This window comes from Bacillus sp. AG4(2022) (assembly GCF_031844465.1).
GTDB classification, from domain to species: domain Bacteria; phylum Bacillota; class Bacilli; order Bacillales; family Cytobacillaceae; genus Bacillus_AB; species Bacillus_AB infantis.
This window is the reverse complement of record NZ_JAUZVH010000001.1, coordinates 1,081,850-1,100,136: the sequence shown is the minus strand read 5'-3', so window position 1 is coordinate 1,100,136 and position 18,287 is coordinate 1,081,850. Positions and strand designations below refer to the sequence as shown.

The window sequence follows — 18,287 nt, the reverse complement described above, 5'->3', positions numbered from 1 at the left end:
ACAGGAGGAAAAATAAATGAGAAATAGATTATTCAGGAATGAGTTTTCAGCTATTTTTAAAAACAGAAAACTGCTGATCCCGATTATTGCTGTCCTGTTCATTCCTGTGCTTTACAGCGGAATGTTCCTTTGGGCATTCTGGGATCCTTATGATCATCTTGCCGATCTGCCTGTCGCAGTAGTCAATGAAGACAAAGGGGCAGAATTTGAAGGAAAAGAGCTGCAGCTCGGGGACGAACTGATATCCAATTTAAAAGATAGTGCTGATTTTAGTTTTAAGTTTGTTACTAAAGAGGAAGGCTATAAAGATCTGGAGAAGGAGAAGTATTATATTCTTGTAGAGGTTCCTGAGGACTTTTCAGAGAATGCGACAACTCTTTTGGATGAAGATCCGAAAAAGCTGAATTTAATTTATGTTCCAAACGAAAGCTATAACTTCCTTTCTTCACAGATTGGCGGTACAGCAATTGAAAAAATCAAAGCTTCTCTTTCCGAGAAAATTACCGAAACCTATGCTGAGACGATGTTTGATAAAATCGGCGACATGACAGACGGTTTGGTACAGGCGAGCGACGGGGCCGGTAAGCTTGACGAAGGAGCCCTGGAGCTTAAATCAGGTTCACAGGAACTGAAGAATAAGCTTGGAGAATTGGCCGGGAAGTCTGTTGAATTTGATAATGGCGTCAGCCAGGTGAACAAAGGATCTGCAGAGCTGGCTGCAGGAGCGAAGGACCTGGACTCTGGTCTTGGAAAGCTTCAAGCCGGCCATCAGAAATTGGAAGCTGCGGCCAGTGAGCTTCAGGCGGGTAATCAGGAAGCAGCTGCTGGAGCTGCAAAGCTGAATGAAGGAATCCAGCAGGTCCAGGGAAAGGTTCCTGCCCTTGTCCAGGGAGGAGAACAGCTTCAGGGCGGTGCTGCCTCAATTTCAGGCTCACTTGATCAATGGCAGTCAGAAGCTGCCAAGGTCAGCGGCGGAATGTCCCAGCTTCAGCAAAAGCTGGGGGCAGTCCTGCAGCAGATGCCGGAGGACTCCCCTGAAAGAAAAGAGCTGGAAGCAGCCTTAGGCCAGCTGGCAGCCGGTACATCACAGCTTGCCGAATCTGCCGGCCAAATATCCGGCGGAGCACAGCAGCTGTCAGACAAAATAGGCAGCCTTTCAGAAGGGCAAAAGCAATTGCAGCAGGGAATTGATTCTCTTGCAGCAGGAAGCTCTTCACTCGCACAAGGTACAGCCAAGATACAGGATGGCCAGCAGCAGTTTATCGCAGGCATGAATGAATATGGACAGCAATTTGCTTCAGCAAAAGCCGGATCAGCACAGCTGGCAGCAGGGAGCACAGAGCTTTCCGGCGGTCTCGGCAAGCTGGCTGATGGCTCTGGCGCCCTGAAGGAAGGCGCAGGAAAGCTGTCTGAAGGTGCCGGCAAAGTGGCAGAAGGGAATTCAGCATTGTCCGAAGGCTCAGCAGAGCTTGCAGGCAAACTGAAGGACGGAGCTGAGGAAGCTTCATCTGTAAGTGCGGATGACAAAACCTACAATATGATTGCCGAACCTGTCCAGGTGAAAAATGAAAAAATCAATGAAGTGCCTAACTACGGAACCGGCTTTACGCCGTACTTCCTTTCATTGGGCTTGTTTGTCGGAGCTCTGCTTCTGTCCATCGTGTTCCCGCTCAGGGAGCCGGCATCGGTCCCTGGAAACGGCCTGAGCTGGTTTGCAGCCAAGTTTGGTGTTCTTGCAGCGGCAGGCATCATCCAGGCGCTTATTGCTTCATGGATCCTGATTTCGGGACTGGGGCTTGAAGTGCAGAGCATCCCATTATTCCTTCTGTTCAATATTATTACAAGCCTGACCTTCATGGCGCTGATCCAATTCTTTGTTACAGCGCTTGGAGATCCGGGAAGATTTGTTGCTATTCTTATACTCATCCTGCAGCTGACAACAAGTGCAGGCACCTTCCCGCTTGAACTGATTCCGGGCTTCCTGCAGCATTTCAATGCCCTGCTGCCGATGACCTATTCAGTGGCAGGCCTGAAGGCCGTGGCATCGAGCGGAGACTTTGCCTTCATGTGGCATAATGCAGCCATCCTCCTTGGCTTTATGCTCGCATTCATTGCTGGCACGATGACTTATTTCACTATCATGCATAAAAGAAAGTACGCAGCAATCGCAGAATAATAGAGACAGAGAAAGACCCGGCCGCCGGCCGGGTCTTTTTGGTAAAATAAGAAAGTATATTTTTTTAACTTCGATTACTGTCTAGCTCCAGCGCCTACCCCCTCGAGGTCACAAGCCAATCATCCCAAAAAGGCAAAGAACGCCTTTCCGGGATGATCGTCTTGAGGCCCCCAGGATGGGGGTTATGCAGACGTTGCCACAGGACGTGGCGTTCTTAGTCTGCGTTCCTTAAGGGTGAGCAAGGCGCTTGCGCTTTTCTTATAATTTTATAGAATTCCAGTCAGTTCAAGTCAAGACACTTATCACATTTAGTCCCATAGCATTCGTGCTGCTCATCAATGGAGCTGCCGCACTCCGAACATTGTTTTGCTGGCAAATTCCTGAAAAATTCCACGATATTTTCTAGCATTCTGTCAGCCTCCCGGGTTATGTGTTTGTGTTTCTGTATTTACATTGTATTATAACAGTATTTTTAAGTCAACAACTGTATCAATACAATTTTAAAAAAATGAAAAAATAGGCATAATCGATTATAGTGTTATTAGGGATTCGGAAAAAAGGAGGACTGTTAGATGAAATTAACTGTTATAGGGCCCTGGGGAGGTTATCCGAAGGGGAATGAGGCCAGTGCCGGCTATCTTCTCGAGCACAATGGCTTCCGCCTGCTTGTGGACTGCGGCAGCGGAGTACTGTCGAAAATGCAGCAGATCATCCAGCCGGAGGAGCTAAATGCGGTCATTATTTCTCATTATCATCCTGACCATATCGCAGATATCGGCGTATTGCAGCATGCCCGCCTCATCCAGGGCTTCCTCGGAAAAAAGATGGATACCCTGCCTATTTATGCTCACAGGGAAAACCCTCAGGAGTTCTCGAAGCTCAGCTATAAGGATATTTCAGAAGGAAAAGAGTATAAGCCGGACGAGGAATTAAACCTCGGGCCCTTTACAATCACATTCTTAAAAACAGATCATCCGGCACCATGCTATGCGATGCGGTTTGAAGCAGAAGGAAATGCGATTGTCTATACAGCCGATACATCCTATAAAGAAGAGCTGGCTGCTTTTGCATCCGGAGCTTCCCTGCTTGTCAGCGAGTGCAATTTCTACGGAAATCAGAATGGAAAGAACGCAGGGCATATGAACAGCTATGATGCCGGGAGGCTTGCTGAAAAAGCTGGCGCGGAACAGCTTGTCCTGACCCATCTTCCGCATTATGGGGAGCTTTCAAAGCTTGCTGAGGAGTCGGCAAGGGAATACAGCGGCCCAGTCCGCCTGGCTGCATTCAATGATACCTACACTATCTAAAACAAAGGAGAATCATCATGCTATTTATCGACAACAAAGGGATTACAGACCCCCGCATAAATCTTGCCATTGAAGAGTATGCATTGAAGAACCTGGACATTGACCAGGAAAGCTATCTGCTTTTTTACATAAATGAGCCTTCCATCATCATCGGCAAAAACCAGAACACCATCGAGGAGATCAATACAGAATATGTTGAGAAAAACGGCATTCATGTGGTCCGCCGTCTATCCGGAGGGGGAGCTGTCTACCACGATTTGGGCAATCTTAATTTTTCATTCATTACAAAGGACGATGGGGACAGCTTCCATAACTTCAGGAAGTTCACAGAGCCTGTTGTCGAGGCCTTGAAGAAAATGGGGGTGGCAGCTGAGCTGAGCGGACGGAACGACCTTACTGCGGAAGGAAGAAAAATTTCCGGTAATGCCCAGTTCGCCACAAGGGGCAGGATGTTCAGCCACGGGACATTGCTGTTTGATTCTGAGATCGACAGTGTTGTATCGGCCCTTAAGGTGAGGAAGGATAAAATTGAGTCAAAGGGCATCAAGTCCATCCGCAGCCGTGTAGCGAATATTTCTGAATTTCTGGAAGAAAAGGTTTCGACTGAGCAGTTCAGAAGCACACTCCTGAAGAACATTTTTGGGGATCTTGACGAAATTCCAGAGTATGTACTGACAGAAGAGGATTGGGAAAAGATACACCAGCTATCAAAAGAGCGCTACCAGAATTGGGACTGGAATTACGGGAAATCGCCGAAATTCAATCTCCAGCATTCACACCGATTCCCGGTTGGCCAAATCGATGTACGGCTGGATGTTAATAAAGGGATTATCGGGAATTGCAAGATATTCGGCGACTTTTTCGGTGTCGGAGATGTAGCAGTAATTGAAGAAAAGCTGTCAGGTCTGCGCTATGAAAAAGCGGCAATCGAAGAAGCCCTTGCAGATATCAACATCAAACATTATTTCGGCAATGTTACCAAAGAGGATTTTATTAATCTTGTCTACTGAGTTTTCCCCCGCCCAGGCGGGGTTTTTTCATGGGGAAGCAATAAGCGGCGCCCAAATATCTACAAAATTTTGGCACTGTGCACTTGAATACATAAATTTCTTTCAATATAATATATTTAGAAAATTTTTTATTATTTAATGAATGATTATTCATTCATTTAGGAGGAGGGAAAATGATGAACTTATCTTCACAGCTGCATGAAACCGCACAGAAGCTGGGTGAAAAACCGGCCTATTATTTCATGGACAAGGAAAGCACTTATGCTGAGCTTGATGCGGCAGTTACAAAGTTTGCTTCAGGCCTTGAAAAGCTGGGTATCCAAAAGGGAGACCATGTTGCACTGCTTCTCGGCAATTCTCCATTCTTCATTATCAGCTTGTATGGGGCGATGCGCCTGGGGGCGACCGTGATTCCGATTAATCCGATCTATACGCCGGATGAAATTGGCTATATTGTCAAAAACGGTGATGTGAAAGCCATCATCAGCCTGGACTTGTTGGTTCCAATGGCAGAGAAAATGCATGGGGCGCTTCCATCGGTTGAAAACTATATTATTTGTGAAACTCCGCAAGGCAAGCAGGCGGATGCTGATGTCTCGGCCCTGAGTGTCTATCCTAAACTGAAATCGTTTACATCAGTTCTGGCATCAGGCGATGCAGGGTACCAGGGACCGGAGCTTGAGGAAGAGGATACAGCTATCATCCTTTATACATCAGGCACCACAGGAAAACCCAAAGGCGCAATGCTCACGCATAAAAACCTTTACAGCAATGCAAAGGATGTAAGCGATTACCTAAAAATGAATGAATCGGACAGGGTCATTACGTCGCTTCCGATGTTCCATGTCTTCTGCCTGACTGTTGTACTTAACGCACCTCTGATGAATGGAGCGACCATCCTGATCGATCCGAAATTCAGCCCGAAAGAAGTATTCAGGCTGGTAAAAGAGTATGAGGCAACTGTTTTTGCCGGTGTGCCGACCATGTACAATTTCCTGCTGCAATACAGCGATGGAAAGGCGGAAGATTTAAAGTCCCTCCGCCTCTGCATTTCCGGCGGTGCATCACTGCCGGTAGCATTGCTTGAAAACTTTGAAAAAAAATTCAATGTCCTTATTTCTGAAGGCTATGGCCTGTCCGAGGCATCGCCGGTAACATGCTTCAATCCGCTTGACCGGCCGCGCAAGCCTGGTTCAATCGGGACATCCATCCTGAACGTTGAAAACAGAGTTGTCAATGAACTGGGTGATGAGGTGCCGCCTGGTGAAGTCGGCGAACTTGCTGTAAGGGGCCCGAATGTTATGAAAGGCTATTATAAGATGCCTGAGGAAACTGCTGCTTCCATCAGGGATGGCTGGCTTTTTACAGGAGATCTTGCGCGGATGGACGAAGAAGGCTATTTCTATATTGTAGACAGGAAAAAGGAAATCATCATTGTCGGCGGCTACAATGTCTACCCAAGGGAAGTGGAGGAAGTGCTGTACAGCCATCCGGGCGTGGTTGAGGCGGCTGTCATCGGCGTGCCGGATCCGAATCAGGGAGAAGCGGTCAGAAGCTATGTTGTGCTGTCCGACCCTTCTCTCACCGAGGAAGAGCTTATAGGCTATTGCAAACAGCATCTTGCTAAATACAAGCTGCCTTCCTCAATTGAATTCCTGGACGAGCTGCCTAAGAATACGACAGGAAAAATATTGAGAAGAGCATTGAAGAAACAGGTTCTCCAGACCAAATAAAGCTAAGATGGCAGTTTGTCCATGGCCATTCTGCCGATATTTGAAATATCATTTACACCTTGTTTTTCAAAACCAGGCCGGACTTCGCCTCCAGCCTGGTTTTTTGATTTGAGCAGGAAGCTGCCTGCTTCCATCCTGTCATCTTCCGCCGGGGATAATATAGAAACGCTTCACACAATGAGCGAAAAGAAAGGGTTTTCATACCTGGAAAGCGAATTATGCAGATAGATATTAAAAAGGAGTTGAAAACGAAATATGAGCAGCATTGATTTGAAAGTGGAGAACCACGCGGCCATTATTACCCTGAACAGGCCAGAAGCCCTGAATGCTTTTAATTATGAGACTCTTGAAGAGCTGCAGCGGACAGTGGAGGATATCAGGATCAATCCGGATGTCCGGGTTGTCATTTTTACGGGAGCAGGCGATAAAGCATTCAGTGTCGGGGCTGACCTGAAGGAAAGAAAGACACTTTCTCAGACGGACGTTAAAAGGAATGTATATAAAATCGGCGAGGTATTCTCATTGATTGAGAGTCTCCCGCAGCCTACGATTGCAGCCATCAATGGATTTGCTTTTGGCGGGGGGATGGAACTGGCCCTGTCCTGTGACTTCAGGCTGGCTGCCCAGGGAACGAAGATGGGGTTGACTGAAACCAGCCTTGCCATCATCCCCGGAGCAGGCGGGACGCAGCGGCTTCCCAGGCTGATCGGGCAGGCAAAGGCACTTGAGCTCATCCTCACTGCAAGGAGACTCACATCAGAAGAAGCTTTGCATTACGGATTATTGACAAAAGCAGTCCCTCTGGATCAGCTTCTTGAAGAATGCCTGAAGCTGGCAGAAGAAATGCTGGCTAACGGGCCTGTCGCCCTTCAGCAGGCTAAATTTGCTGTAAAACAAGGGATGAATGCGGATCTGCAGACAGGTTTGCAGATTGAGAGAAAAGCCTATGAGGTGACCGTTCCTACAGAAGACAGGCTGGAAGCCCTTCAGGCGTTCTCAGAAAAAAGGAAGCCTGAGTTCAAAGGAAGATAATAAAACACCCTGTGAATGGAATGCCGTTCACAGGGTGTTTTTGAGTTTTCATATTATTAATTTTTAAAATTGTCAAAATACATCTTGAATCCAGCACGGTTCGCCTATATAATTTAGTGAATAAAAGCATAAAAGCATAAAAGTACAAAAGCAGAATAGCGATTGATAGGACAAGAATGGGGGATATTTCATGAAACAGAAAAAGTTTGGATTGGCTGCGGCAGGACTGCTGGCAGCAGGATTGCTGTCAGGGTGCGGTTCAGATGAAGCTGGAGGAAAAACGGCGGCAGAGGGGGAAAAAACGTATCAAATCGGCGTAACGCAGATTGTGGAGCATCCTTCTCTTGATGCTGCGCTTGAGGGGTTCAAAAAGGCCCTTGAAGATAAAGGGCTCGAGGTTGACTATGATGTCCAGATCGCCCAGGGCGACCAGAACAACAACCAGGCAATCGCCAACAACTTTGCCGGAGACGGTGTGGATCTTATCTTCGCCAATTCGACGCCGAGCGCGTACGGGGCACTGAATGCGACAAAGGATATCCCAATCGTTTTCACCTCTGTAACAGATCCTGTTGGTGCTGAGCTTGTTGCCTCGATGGAGGAGCCTGGAGAAAATATCACTGGCACAACAGATACCCATCCGGATGCCATCCCGAATACGGTGAAATTCATGGCTGAGCAGATGGAAGGAAAAACGGTAGGAGTCATCTACAATTCGGGGGAGCAGAATTCCAATGCCCAGATTGATCTTGTGAAAAAGGCGATGGAAGGAACAGACTTAAAGCTGGAAGAGGCCACAGTATCAGCTTCCTCAGAGGTGAAGCAGGCAGCTGAATCCCTTGTAGGCAAAGCAGACATGATTTATATCATTACGGATAATACAGTTGTTTCCGCGCTGGAGTCGGTCATTCAGACAGCCAATGACAATGATATCCCGCTGTTTGTCGGTGAATTGGACTCAGTCGAGCGCGGAGGGTTTGCTGCTTACGGTTTTGACTATGAAGATATCGGTTATGAGGCAGGGGAAATGGCGGCCGAAATCCTTGAAGGAGAGAAGAAGCCATCAGAGCTCCCTGTGCAATATCCGCAAAACTTAAAGCTCCTGATCAACAAGAAGGCTGCAGAGGAAATGAATATCGGGCTTAAAGAGGAATGGAACAGCCTGGCTGAATTTACTGAATAGAATGATAGAATTAGCTCCCGGAGAAAGGAAGATTATATGTTCACAGCGATATTTGGCTCAGTGGAGGCTGGTGCGATTTATGCTTTGATGGCCCTTGGTGTGTACCTGTCATTCCGGGTACTTGATTTCCCGGACCTGACGGTGGATGGGAGCTTTGTTACAGGTGCGGCTGTCGCTGCTTCAATGATCGTGGCAGGCGTGAATCCGTTACTTGCTACCATAATGGCCATGATATGCGGCTTTGCTGCCGGGTGCCTGACAGGCCTGCTCCACACAAAAGGAAAAATAAACCCCCTTTTGTCCGGCATATTAATGATGATTGCCCTTTATTCTATTAACCTGAGGATAATGGGAAAATCGAATGTCCCCCTCCTTTCAGAGGAGACTGTCATCACAAAGCTGTCCGGCTTTTGGGAGTCACTGCCGTTCGACAGCGGGATGGCATCCCTTTTGACGGGCATGGGGCTCGAGGGGATGGTTCCCAAAACATGGGGGATCCTGCTGGTAATGCTTGCTGTATCAATGGTCATTAAGCTGCTGCTCGATGCTTTCCTGAAAACGGATATCGGGCTTGCCATCAGGGCAGTGGGCGATAATGAGACAATGGTGCGGAGCTTTTCAGCAGATACCGATACACTCAAAATCCTGGGACTGGGGTTGTCCAACGGACTTGTTGCTTTTTCAGGAGCCCTTATTGCCCAGTACAATGGCTTCAGCGATGTCGGCATGGGGATCGGCATGATCATTATCGGCCTTGCCTCCGTCATCATCGGCGAGGCGGTCTTTGGGGCAAAAACGATCTTCAGGGCGACTTTAGCCGTTATTGGGGGAGCCATCCTTTATAGAATCATCGTGACCCTTGCCTTGAGGGCCGATTTTCTTGAAACGGGAGACATGAAGCTCATTACGGCTGCGATCGTTGTCTGTGCGCTCATCATCCCAAGGATGATTGAGCGGCAGCGGGATAACAGGCGCAGAAAAAAAAGGGGCTTTGATAAAGATGGGCTGAAAAAAATGGCAGAAGAAGGCGGTGGGCAGGTTGCTGCAGCTAAAACAGATTTATAAAGTATTCAATGAAGCTACCCCAGATGAGAAAAAAGCTCTTCAGCATCTTAACCTATCCATGCAGCCAGGAGATTTTGTCACTGTCATCGGCAGCAATGGGGCAGGCAAGTCCACCTTGATGAACATCATATCAGGCCGCCTCTATCCGGATGAAGGGGAAGTGCTGATTGACGGCAAAAATGTTACGCAAATGAAAGAGCACAAAAGGTCGCGCCTGATCGGCAGGGTCTTCCAGGACCCGATGGCAGGGACTTCTCCTAATCTAACCATTGAGGAGAATCTGGCGATCGCCTCTTCGCGGACTGGGGGGCGGGGCCTGAGGATGGGAATGACGAAGAAACGGAAGGCATTTTTCAGGGAGCAGCTCGAAATGCTCCACCTCGGGCTTGAGGACCGCCTTGAAGCAAAGGCTGGCCTTTTATCCGGAGGGGAAAGGCAGGCATTGTCATTATTGATGGCAACCTTCACAGAGCCGAAAATCCTGCTGCTTGATGAGCATACAGCTGCGCTTGACCCGGCCCGGGCTGCCCTTATCACTGAACTGACCAGAAAGATCGTTGAGTCTTTCGGACTGACAGCCCTGATGGTCACCCATAATATGCAGCAGGCGATCGATCTCGGAAACAAGCTGATCATGATGGACGGTGGGCAGATCATTTTCGAAGCAGGAGAAAAGGAGAAGCGGGAACTGACAGTTGAAAAGCTGCTTGGGGAATTCCAGCGCATCCGCGGTGAGAAATTGAACAGCGACCGCGCTGTTCTTGCCTGAATAAAAGGTGCCGATGGTCTGCCATGCGGCACTTTTTATTTTGTTATTCGTAATACATGACTACCTGGCATTTTGCTGGTGCTTCCCCCGTATTCCTGTAGCTGTGGGTCTGGTCAGCGGCAAACCGGAGGGCAGAGCCTTCCTGGATCCTGTATGGCCGGCCACCGATGATTACCTCAATTTCCCCGCTTATGACTGTGATATATTCTTCTACCCCTTCGTTATGCTGATCTGATGTCTGCTTCCAGTCAGGGGCGATTTCCACAATAAATATCTCGAATTTCTTTCGGGGATCAAAGGGGAACAGCGGGAACACTTTATACTTCCCTTCATTCTCAATGATCGGGTTAATCCGACTGATGCTGGCAAAAGAAACTTCAGATGATTTTTCTGCCATCAAAGAAGAAAAAGAAATCTGGAGGCCGCTGGCAATTTTCCATAATGTTGTGACGGTGGGGTTGGATTCTCCCCGTTCTATCTGCCCAAGCATTGCCTTGCTTACACCGGTTGCCTCTGCGGCCATGTCCAGGCTGAGACCTCTGCTCCTTCGTATATTCCGTAAATTTTCCCCGATATTTTTGTGAATATTCTCCATTTTTTCCTCCAAAGGAATTGTGTAATATAACGCACATATGTATAATATAACTCAAAAGTATAGAAGAAACACAGTACATTCCAATAATATTTTCCAAGATACATAACGGCAGGTGAGGATATGGCAGAATTAGCAGCAGAAAGGCCAGCGGGGGAGTTCCGCAAAGGGATACAGGCAGGGATAAGCATTGCGATCGGATATTTTCCGATTGCCATAACATTCGGGCTCTTGGCAAAGACTACAGGGCTTTCAGTAGGAGAAACAGTGCTGATGAGCCTGCTCGTCTTTGCGGGTGCGGCCCAGTATATCTCCCTGAGCCTCTTGACGCTGGGGACAGGGATATTTGAAATCATCCTTACTACCTTTATTGTTAACATCAGGCATTTCCTGATGTCAGCATCTCTTAATGAAAAGTGTGAAGACGAGCATACGGCAAATAAAATCATATTTGCTTTTGGCATTACAGATGAGACCTTTTCAGTTGCTTCCATGAAAAGAGAGAAAGTTTCTTCAGGCTATATGTTCGGCCTCATCTTTGTATCCTACTCAAGCTGGGTGGTCAGCTCCGGCATCGGCCATCTGATCGGCGCCAGTCTTCCGCAGACTCTCCAGGAAAGCATGTCAGTCGCATTATATGCCATGTTTGTGGGACTGCTCGTGCCTTCCATGAAGGGCAGTGCAAAGGTTGTGTTCCTTGCTGTGCTTGCAGCAGGGTTCAATACGATATTCACAATGGCAGATCTGCTGTCGACAGGATGGGCCATTGTCACAGCTACACTTTTGTCAGCACTGATTACTGAAGCTGTTGAAACTATCAAAAAGAGAAGGGGAGTTAATCGGCATGAATAGCCAAATCATTATGATGATCATCGGGATGGCGGCCGTTACCTATATTCCGAGGATGCTTCCCTTCGTCCTGTTCAGAGGGAAGGAGCTGCCTGCATTCTGGCAGGGGGTCTTGAGAAATGTCCCTTATGCGACACTGGGAGCGCTTATTTTCCCAGGAATCCTATTTATCCAGGAAGACATCTGGTACGGCCTGCTCGGGGCAGCTGCAGCTTTCCTGGCAGCTTACCTTGGAGCAAATGTTATCGTGGTTGTCCTCGGGTCGATCGCTGTATTGTCGGTATACTCCTATTTTTTCTAGCATGACTGCCAGGCTCAAGCTGCTGAGCCTGGTTTTTCTATTGAGGGCAGCGGTTTGAAAGCGGTTTGGGAGAATATATAATTGAGGCTCATCCATTTTGCTGTTCTAAAATAAACAATCGGTACTACACTGTAGGGAGAGAGGTTGTACAAAGAAAGCCCGTCCAGGCTGCCCGCTTTTTGCGAAAAAAGCAGCCAAGAAGAAAGGGGGAATTGAAATAGCTCGGAAAATCGGCTTTTACACAGTCATAGGATATGTAGTCTACGGGCTGTTTTTTTACTGGTATCTGTTTTATTTTGCGAATACAAGCCTGCCTTTTGAGTATCAGGGAACACAGGCAGACCCGGAAGCTTTTCTGAACGGGCGGGAGCTTATGCTGAGCGAAGAGTATTCCAAGATAAGGAACCTGCTGTTCTTTTTGTCCACACCCCTTGAATGGGTGTTTTATGTTCTCGTCCTTGTGACCGGCCTGTCTTCAGCCATGAAGAAGTGGGCGGGGAAGTCGGCGCGGGCAAAGGCTCTGCAGACGGCCATCTATCTGCTGTGGCTCTCAGTCTTTGCTTTCGCCGCCACATTCCCCTTAAGCTTTATCAGCTATTCGCTGTCCAAGAGCTATAATATCTCAACACAGACCTTCAGCTCCTGGATGAAGGATGAACTGATCGACTTCTGGATCAATTACGGAACGATGTTCATTTTGGTTTCAGTGCTGTATTGGCTGATGAAAAAAAGCACAAAAAGATGGTGGCTGTATGCATGGCTGTTATCGGTGCCGTTCACACTTTTCATGATGTTCCTGCAGCCTGTTGTGATCGATCCGCTTTACAACGATTTTTATCCGCTTAAAAATAAAGAGCTGGAAGGAAAAATCCTTCAATTAGCGGGTGAGGCACATATTCCTGCTGAGCATGTGTTTGAAGTAAACATGGCGGAGAAGACCAACTCGCTTAATGCGTATGTAACAGGCATCGGTTCAAACTCACGGATCGTTTTGTGGGATACAACACTCAACCGGCTGAGTGATGACCAGATCCTGTTCATCATGGCGCATGAAATGGCCCACTATGTAGAGAAGCATATATACATAGGGATTGCGGGTTATTTAGTGCTTTCCTTGATCGGCCTGTATCTGATATCGAAGCTGATGAAGCTGGTGATTGCAAGATGGGGGAGAGCCTTTAAGCTGCAGGAGGTTTCCGACATCCGCTCACTCCCTCTGTTCCTTGCGCTCCTTTCGATACTGCTTTTTGCTGCCAGTCCGGTTACCAACCTTGTCTCAAGATATCAGGAAATGAGAGCTGACCGGTATGCCATTGAAATGACGGATGATCCGGAAGCGGCAATAGGGACATTCCAGGAATTGACGAAGGCAGGCTTGAGCCAGGTAAAGCCGCCGCTGCTTGTGAAGATTTTCCGGTACGGCCATCCGACCATGCTGGAGCGTATTTCCATGCTGGAAGAGTATGAAATGAAAAATAGAACTGGATCCGGCAGCGAATAACAGCTGTTAAGCAGAGGGGCACCCGGCCGAGCCGGGGCCTCTTTGTTTGTTGAATCTTTTTCACAGTCGAATCCGTAAGATTATTATACGAACCAAAAAAGGGGACCTGGTAATGAATCTGGATCAAAGAATTGCTGAAGCAAGACAGCGGGAACAGCAGTATGAAAAATATAAAAGGCGCCTTGAGGCGCTGATGGCTGAAAATGATCAGGAAAAGGCTTCATCAGAAAGGCTGAAGAAAACTTGGGAGAAGGAACTGAAGGAAGCGGATAAGCTAGAAGGCCCATCATTGTCAGGATTCTTTCTGATGCTCAGCGGCAAGAAGGAAGAAAGGCTGCAAAAAGAAAAAGAGGAAGCGTATAAAGCAAGGATTCTGTATGATGAGTCCCTGAAGAAAATAAAGGATTACGAAGCTGACATCAGCGCGCTCAGTGAAAAAGCTGCCGGATTGGAAACGGCTGGGGCGGTGTACAAAGAGCTGCTATTGGAAAAAGAACGTCTGATCCTGCAGGAAGGCGGAGCTGTCAGCGATATGCTTTTTCATTTATCAGACCGGCTGGAGGAAAGGAAAGCGATAATTCAGGAAATACGGGAAGCTGAGAGTGCTTTGGTGGAGGCAAGGGAAGCCTTGCGCAAAGCTGATGGCGAGCTTTCGAGCGCGAAAAATTGGGGTTTCCTCGACCTTGCGGGAGGCGACTTCCTCTCGACCATGGCGAAAAGGTCATATATGGACAAGGCAAAAGAGTCCTTGCATGACGCACAGCACAACTTGAAAAAGCTGCAGAAGGAGCTTGATGACCTTGGCCGCTCCATTTCCGCCGAGCTTGAGGTGGGAAGCTTTTTGGGCATTGCCGATCTTTTCTTTGATAATATTTTTTCCGATTGGATGGTCCAGGAGAAAATCAATGCCTCTGCTGATAAAGTGAAGGAATGCCTGAATGTGCTTGAGGACCTCGAAATCGAACTCAGAACGGAGAAAGATGCTGCAGAACGGGAGATTGAGATCTTAAAAGAGAAAAGGGTAGAGTATTTGGGCCACTGAACGGTCCGTGGATAATAAAGAAGACCCTCCGGCCGGACCGGAGGGTTTCCAGTTTTCTAGTTTCCAAATCGTTCGTTCAATTCTTTGTACTCTTTTGATAGCTGGGTGAATAGGGCCTTGTTGCGATCATCGAGGGCTTGATCGATTTTTTGGGCCAATTTTTCTTTTTCGGATATCAGCTGGACTTCCGACAAGAGCATTTCAATGTAGAGGTGTAAGACGTACGTGTCCTTAAGCTGGTTGCGGTTCATCGTGTTCTTTTTCATCGACTCTGCATATGACTTCTCTTTCATGAAAATCACCCCTGCTGCTTTTTAATATTATATGGAGGAGCAGGGGAAAATTCAACTAAATTATTTAAATTTTTAGAAAATTAATTCCGTGACAGCGACATTTGACAATAATTGACTAAAAATTTGCAAATATCTGTAATAAAGATGGTATAATGAAATGAAACGAAGAGCAAAGGAGATGAATCACTTGGATATGCATAAAAAAAGATTGGTGGAGGAGTACGAAATAAATCCTTCTACGATGATCATCCTGCCGCAGATATACGGCAAAAAAATTTATTCGCGGATCTTTGAGGTGGAAGATGAATTCCTGTCCCCGTTCAAACCGTTTGATATCGTCAAAAAAAGCTGCGGCTACTTTGGCTCCTCTTATGAGGGACGGAAGGATGCGACCAAGGATATCATTGGCGTGACGCATAAAGTCCCAATTGTCATCGACCCGACAAACCTGCTGTATTTTTTTCCGACAACTTCCCCGAACAACCCCGACTGCATCTGGATCTCTTATGAGCATATTGCAGCCCACCATCGTACAGATCCCTCACATACCAAGGTCGTATTCGGAAACAAGCATACACTGATCCTCCCTGTATCATCCAGCTCATTTGAAAATCAGCTCCTCCGGACAGCTCATCTAAGGACAAAGCTTCATCAGCGGATCGAAGGGCATGGCAGGAAGATGTTCTATTTCACAGATAATCAGAGGCTCAACAGGGCTTCAGAACCCGTCGGGAGCTACCGGAACAGGAAGCTCGAGTGACCTCCGGCATGCGCCTATGCGGTAAATTAGAGATGCTGGCCTGGCCTCTTCAGACGTAGGCGGCTCTCTTCCTGCATCGTCCAGCGTTTGAACAAGTAATATTCCATCAGCTCCTGCACCCTGTTGCGGATCCTCGGATTAAAATAATTATGGTGCTCTTCATACCCTTTATAAAGGAACATGAACATCGTAAATGCTTCATCACGCTTGATCTCCCGGACCTGGAGGCGGTTATCCTTCATATAGCGCTTTACGCCTGCCAGCTCTGTCTGGATGAATTTCATCGTATCCTCAATTAAATTCAGGTAAGGCTTTTTGAGTTTAAAGGGACTATTATTAATCACACCTATGTCCCTGTTCAGCACAACCAATACCATAGGAAGATAGATTGCCTGCTCCATAATATTTCGGTCATCCTCTGGAATTCTTGTCATATCAGCTTGCTCCTCCGAACAGAAATAGAACGTTTGTTCGTTATTATTTTACTGAATCCCTGCATTCTATGCAAGTCGAATTTAGCATCACTCTATAACAGTCTTCCTCATATTGGGGCATAGAGCTCATTTGGAGCGGAAAAAATATTTTTCCTGAAAAAATGCCAGTCAGGCAGGAAAAGTATTTCTGTTGTCGAAATAAGTAGAATGGTTTTACATATAAAGGGGAGATGATTATCATGGCAAAAAACACCATTGCATCAAAAGATCTGCATCACTTAAAATCAGCGGCCGACCCCCAGCTGGCGCCGAACGGCAAGGATTGTGTCTATACGGAAACCGTTATCCTGGAGGAAAAGGATGCATACAGCTCCAATCTTTATTACATAAACATGGAAGATCAAAGCGCTCCTGTCCAATGGACATTCGGCACATGGCGCAATCATTCGCCGCGCTGGTCGCATGATGGACGCCAGGTGGCCTTTGTGTCTAACCGAAGCGGGAAAAATCAAATCCACATTCTTTCTACAGCCGGCGGAGAGGCCCGCCAGCTTACATACTGCAAGAACGGGGCTGGCAATCCGGTATGGTCGCCAGACGGCTCCAGAATCGCCTTTACTGTTTCCCTCGGAGAGGGAGAATCGGTTAATGACCGCGAAGGCGGGGAGGAAAAAGATGAAAAGCCTGCTCCGCTTGAAGTGAATAAAATGAGGTATAAATCTGATGCCCAGGGCTTCTGGAACGGGAAATTCACCCATATTGCCATTGCTGACACAAATACCGGCAACATCGAGCAGGTGACAGAGGGAGAAGATGATTACAGCCTTCAAAGCTGGTCGCCGGACGGAAAGCATTTGGCTGTGACAGCAGACCTGAGCGGGGACAAGGATTTTTCATATGGCAGCGATGCCTACCTGATTAATCTTGAAACGAAAGAGCAGGAGAAAATCACCCAGGGTACAGGCTATTTCGGCAATATCACCTGGTCGCCTGACAGCCGCTATCTTGGTTTGATCGGACATGAAAGGGAGTTTGAAAATGCTACACTTTCAAAAGCATGGGTGTATGACCGTGAGCAGAGAGAACTCCGCTGCCTGACTGCAGATACAGACCTGCTGATCGGGGATTATGCGATCGGCGACTTCCAGCAGGGAGCCGTTTCCCCAGGCCTTCTTTGGTCAAATGATAATCGGAGCTTCTATTTCATTGCCACTGATAATGGCAGCACTGCAGTCTATTACGGGACGGTTGAAGGAGAGCTGTTCCCTGCGCTGCTGGACAGGCAGCATGTCTATGGGCTGTCAACCGGAGGGAATAATGACAGAGCAGTAGTGGCTATAAGCAAGCCAGACCATCCGGGTGACCTGTTCCTGCTGGAAATCACTACAGGAAAACTGGAGCAGCTGACCGCTGTCAACTCTGAGTTTCTGGAGAAAACCGGCCTTTCCGCAGCAGAGCCGATTGAATTTACTTCTGCTGACGGATGGGATCTCCATGGCTGGCTGATGAAGCCTGCCGGTTTTGAGGAAGGAAAGAAATATCCGCTGGTCCTTGAAATCCATGGCGGACCGCATGCGATGTATGCCAATTCCTATTTCCATGAGTTCCAGGTCCTTGCAGCTAAAGGCTATGCTGTACTCTATATCAATCCGAGGGGCAGCCATGGGTACGGGCAGAAATTTGTGGATGCCGTCCGCGGTGACTACGGGGGCAGGGATTACGAGGATTTGATGGATGCAGTCGATTATGTGCTGAAAGAATATTCGTTCATCGACCAGGACAGGCTCGGGGTGACGGGAGGAAGCTATGGCGGCTTCATGACCAATTGGATCATCGGCCACACAGACAGGTTCAAGGCAGCTGTCACCCAGCGCTCGATCTCAAACTGGATCAGCTTCTATGGAGTAAGCGACATCGGCTATTATTTCACAGATTGGCAGATCCAAGCAGGGCTGGATGATATTGAAAAGCTATGGAAGCACTCGCCGCTTGCTTATGTCGATCAAATGAATACGCCATTGCTGATCCTTCACGGCGAAAAGGATTTCCGCTGTCCGATTGAACAGGCGGAGCAGCTGTTCATCAGCCTGAAGCACCGCAAAAAAGAAACAAGCTTTGTCCGGTTCCCTGAATCCAACCATGAGCTCTCCAGGAGCGGGAAACCTTCGCTCCGAATCAGCCGCCTTGATTATATCTCAGGCTGGTTTGACAAGTATTTGTAATTTTTTATCAGTAAATAG

At 47.6% G+C, this 18,287-nt stretch carries 19 protein-coding genes; 14 read left to right on the top strand and 5 right to left on the bottom strand.

Annotated features, from left to right (window positions below):
- Nucleotides 1-16: 16 nt before the first annotated feature.
- Nucleotides 17-2,176 carry a YhgE/Pip domain-containing protein gene (locus Q9R36_RS05375; RefSeq protein WP_306009323.1) on the top strand — a complete coding sequence of 720 codons (2,160 nt, stop codon included), beginning with the start codon at nt 17-19 and terminating at the stop codon, nt 2,174-2,176.
- Between the two features lie 280 nt (nt 2,177-2,456).
- Here the strand turns inward: Q9R36_RS05375 and yhfH are convergent, their stop codons facing one another.
- Complete coding sequence (yhfH, locus tag Q9R36_RS05370; RefSeq protein ID WP_009793941.1) at nt 2,457-2,585, bottom strand: protein YhfH; 129 nt, start codon at nt 2,583-2,585, stop codon at nt 2,457-2,459.
- Nucleotides 2,586-2,748: 163 nt separating this feature from the next.
- Between yhfH and Q9R36_RS05365 the strand changes: the two genes are divergently transcribed.
- The 3 genes from Q9R36_RS05365 to Q9R36_RS05355 all read left to right on the top strand — a co-directional run bounded on the left by Q9R36_RS05365 (nt 2,749) and on the right by Q9R36_RS05355 (nt 6,226).
- On the top strand, nt 2,749-3,483 hold the full coding sequence (locus Q9R36_RS05365; RefSeq protein WP_306009322.1) for an MBL fold metallo-hydrolase: 735 nt from the start codon (nt 2,749-2,751) through the stop codon (nt 3,481-3,483).
- Between the two features lie 17 nt (nt 3,484-3,500).
- Nucleotides 3,501-4,493, top strand: a complete 993-nt coding sequence (gene lplA, locus Q9R36_RS05360; RefSeq protein ID WP_009793939.1) for a lipoate--protein ligase — start codon at nt 3,501-3,503, stop codon at nt 4,491-4,493.
- 176 nt (nt 4,494-4,669) lie between these two features.
- Entirely contained in the window at nt 4,670-6,226 is a 1,557-nt protein-coding gene (locus Q9R36_RS05355; protein ID WP_041825242.1) for a fatty acid--CoA ligase family protein, read from the top strand.
- 2 nt (nt 6,227-6,228) lie between these two features.
- Here Q9R36_RS05355 and Q9R36_RS05350 read toward each other — a convergent pair whose 3' ends face one another.
- Nucleotides 6,229-6,360: a hypothetical protein gene (locus Q9R36_RS05350; protein WP_311224625.1), complete on the bottom strand. Its 132-nt coding sequence runs from the start codon at nt 6,358-6,360 to the stop codon at nt 6,229-6,231.
- A gap of 121 nt (nt 6,361-6,481) precedes the next feature.
- Here Q9R36_RS05350 and Q9R36_RS05345 point away from each other — a divergent pair, with 121 nt between their 5' ends.
- From Q9R36_RS05345 to Q9R36_RS05330, 4 genes are all read left to right on the top strand, one after another.
- On the top strand, nt 6,482-7,258 hold the full coding sequence (locus Q9R36_RS05345; RefSeq protein ID WP_311224624.1) for an enoyl-CoA hydratase-related protein: 777 nt from the start codon (nt 6,482-6,484) through the stop codon (nt 7,256-7,258).
- Between the two features lie 190 nt (nt 7,259-7,448).
- Nucleotides 7,449-8,441 (top strand): ABC transporter substrate-binding protein, encoded by a 993-nt coding sequence (locus Q9R36_RS05340; protein ID WP_009793981.1) that lies wholly within the window; start codon nt 7,449-7,451, stop codon nt 8,439-8,441.
- A gap of 36 nt (nt 8,442-8,477) precedes the next feature.
- Nucleotides 8,478-9,506, top strand: a complete 1,029-nt coding sequence (locus Q9R36_RS05335; protein WP_148950117.1) for an ABC transporter permease — start codon at nt 8,478-8,480, stop codon at nt 9,504-9,506.
- The gene (locus Q9R36_RS05330; RefSeq protein ID WP_009793983.1) at nt 9,481-10,275 is read left to right on the top strand and encodes an ABC transporter ATP-binding protein; all 795 of its coding nucleotides are present in this window, start codon (nt 9,481-9,483) and stop codon (nt 10,273-10,275) included. Before Q9R36_RS05335 ends, Q9R36_RS05330 begins: the two co-directional genes overlap by 26 nt.
- Before the next feature lie 43 nt (nt 10,276-10,318).
- Here Q9R36_RS05330 and Q9R36_RS05325 read toward each other — a convergent pair whose 3' ends face one another.
- Complete coding sequence (locus Q9R36_RS05325; RefSeq protein WP_094768293.1) at nt 10,319-10,870, bottom strand: helix-turn-helix domain-containing protein; 552 nt, start codon at nt 10,868-10,870, stop codon at nt 10,319-10,321.
- Nucleotides 10,871-10,990: 120 nt separating this feature from the next.
- On the opposite strand from Q9R36_RS05325, the gene Q9R36_RS05320 reads away from it, so the two are divergent.
- The 4 genes from Q9R36_RS05320 (at nt 10,991) to Q9R36_RS05305 (ending at nt 14,560) form a co-directional block, all read left to right on the top strand.
- The gene (locus Q9R36_RS05320) at nt 10,991-11,719 is read left to right on the top strand and encodes an AzlC family ABC transporter permease (protein WP_009793985.1); all 729 of its coding nucleotides are present in this window, start codon (nt 10,991-10,993) and stop codon (nt 11,717-11,719) included.
- The gene (locus Q9R36_RS05315) at nt 11,712-12,017 is read left to right on the top strand and encodes an AzlD domain-containing protein (RefSeq protein ID WP_009793986.1); all 306 of its coding nucleotides are present in this window, start codon (nt 11,712-11,714) and stop codon (nt 12,015-12,017) included. The genes Q9R36_RS05320 and Q9R36_RS05315 overlap by 8 nt, the downstream gene beginning before the upstream one ends.
- A gap of 217 nt (nt 12,018-12,234) precedes the next feature.
- A complete protein-coding gene (locus Q9R36_RS05310; RefSeq protein WP_009793987.1) occupies nt 12,235-13,518 on the top strand; it encodes a M48 family metallopeptidase in 1,284 nt (427 codons plus the stop codon).
- Between the two features lie 112 nt (nt 13,519-13,630).
- Nucleotides 13,631-14,560, top strand: coding sequence for a coiled-coil domain-containing protein (locus Q9R36_RS05305; protein ID WP_094768291.1), 930 nt, complete (start codon nt 13,631-13,633; stop codon nt 14,558-14,560).
- A 56-nt stretch (nt 14,561-14,616) separates the two neighbouring features.
- Here Q9R36_RS05305 and Q9R36_RS05300 read toward each other — a convergent pair whose 3' ends face one another.
- The gene (locus Q9R36_RS05300) at nt 14,617-14,853 is read right to left on the bottom strand and encodes an IDEAL domain-containing protein (protein ID WP_009793989.1); all 237 of its coding nucleotides are present in this window, start codon (nt 14,851-14,853) and stop codon (nt 14,617-14,619) included.
- A gap of 193 nt (nt 14,854-15,046) precedes the next feature.
- Between Q9R36_RS05300 and Q9R36_RS05295 the strand changes: the two genes are divergently transcribed.
- Nucleotides 15,047-15,613 (top strand): competence protein ComK, encoded by a 567-nt coding sequence (locus Q9R36_RS05295; protein WP_224949987.1) that lies wholly within the window; start codon nt 15,047-15,049, stop codon nt 15,611-15,613.
- A 26-nt stretch (nt 15,614-15,639) separates the two neighbouring features.
- On the opposite strand, the gene Q9R36_RS05290 is transcribed toward Q9R36_RS05295, so the two are convergent.
- Nucleotides 15,640-16,047, bottom strand: coding sequence for a YhjD family protein (locus Q9R36_RS05290; RefSeq protein ID WP_101550930.1), 408 nt, complete (start codon nt 16,045-16,047; stop codon nt 15,640-15,642).
- 230 nt (nt 16,048-16,277) lie between these two features.
- Between Q9R36_RS05290 and Q9R36_RS05285 the strand changes: the two genes are divergently transcribed.
- Nucleotides 16,278-18,269, top strand: a complete 1,992-nt coding sequence (locus Q9R36_RS05285; protein ID WP_311224623.1) for a S9 family peptidase — start codon at nt 16,278-16,280, stop codon at nt 18,267-18,269.
- The last annotated feature ends 18 nt before the right edge of the window (nt 18,270-18,287 follow it).

Coding starts and splice junctions, on each gene's coding strand:
- Q9R36_RS05325 (WP_094768293.1), bottom strand. CDS start 10,870: ATGGAGAATATTCACAAAAATATCGGGGAAAATTTACGGAATATACGA.
- Q9R36_RS05365 (WP_306009322.1), top strand. CDS start 2,749: ATGAAATTAACTGTTATAGGGCCCTGGGGAGGTTATCCGAAGGGGAAT.
- Q9R36_RS05285 (WP_311224623.1), top strand. CDS start 16,278: ATGATTATCATGGCAAAAAACACCATTGCATCAAAAGATCTGCATCAC.
- yhfH (WP_009793941.1), bottom strand. CDS start 2,585: ATGCTAGAAAATATCGTGGAATTTTTCAGGAATTTGCCAGCAAAACAA.
- Q9R36_RS05290 (WP_101550930.1), bottom strand. CDS start 16,047: ATGACAAGAATTCCAGAGGATGACCGAAATATTATGGAGCAGGCAATC.
- Q9R36_RS05320 (WP_009793985.1), top strand. CDS start 10,991: ATGGCAGAATTAGCAGCAGAAAGGCCAGCGGGGGAGTTCCGCAAAGGG.
- lplA (WP_009793939.1), top strand. CDS start 3,501: ATGCTATTTATCGACAACAAAGGGATTACAGACCCCCGCATAAATCTT.
- Q9R36_RS05295 (WP_224949987.1), top strand. CDS start 15,047: ATGCATAAAAAAAGATTGGTGGAGGAGTACGAAATAAATCCTTCTACG.
- Q9R36_RS05305 (WP_094768291.1), top strand. CDS start 13,631: ATGAATCTGGATCAAAGAATTGCTGAAGCAAGACAGCGGGAACAGCAG.
- Q9R36_RS05355 (WP_041825242.1), top strand. CDS start 4,670: ATGAACTTATCTTCACAGCTGCATGAAACCGCACAGAAGCTGGGTGAA.
- Q9R36_RS05345 (WP_311224624.1), top strand. CDS start 6,482: ATGAGCAGCATTGATTTGAAAGTGGAGAACCACGCGGCCATTATTACC.
- Q9R36_RS05375 (WP_306009323.1), top strand. CDS start 17: ATGAGAAATAGATTATTCAGGAATGAGTTTTCAGCTATTTTTAAAAAC.
- Q9R36_RS05340 (WP_009793981.1), top strand. CDS start 7,449: ATGAAACAGAAAAAGTTTGGATTGGCTGCGGCAGGACTGCTGGCAGCA.
- Q9R36_RS05315 (WP_009793986.1), top strand. CDS start 11,712: ATGAATAGCCAAATCATTATGATGATCATCGGGATGGCGGCCGTTACC.
- Q9R36_RS05350 (WP_311224625.1), bottom strand. CDS start 6,360: ATGGAAGCAGGCAGCTTCCTGCTCAAATCAAAAAACCAGGCTGGAGGC.
- Q9R36_RS05300 (WP_009793989.1), bottom strand. CDS start 14,853: ATGAAAGAGAAGTCATATGCAGAGTCGATGAAAAAGAACACGATGAAC.
- Q9R36_RS05335 (WP_148950117.1), top strand. CDS start 8,478: ATGTTCACAGCGATATTTGGCTCAGTGGAGGCTGGTGCGATTTATGCT.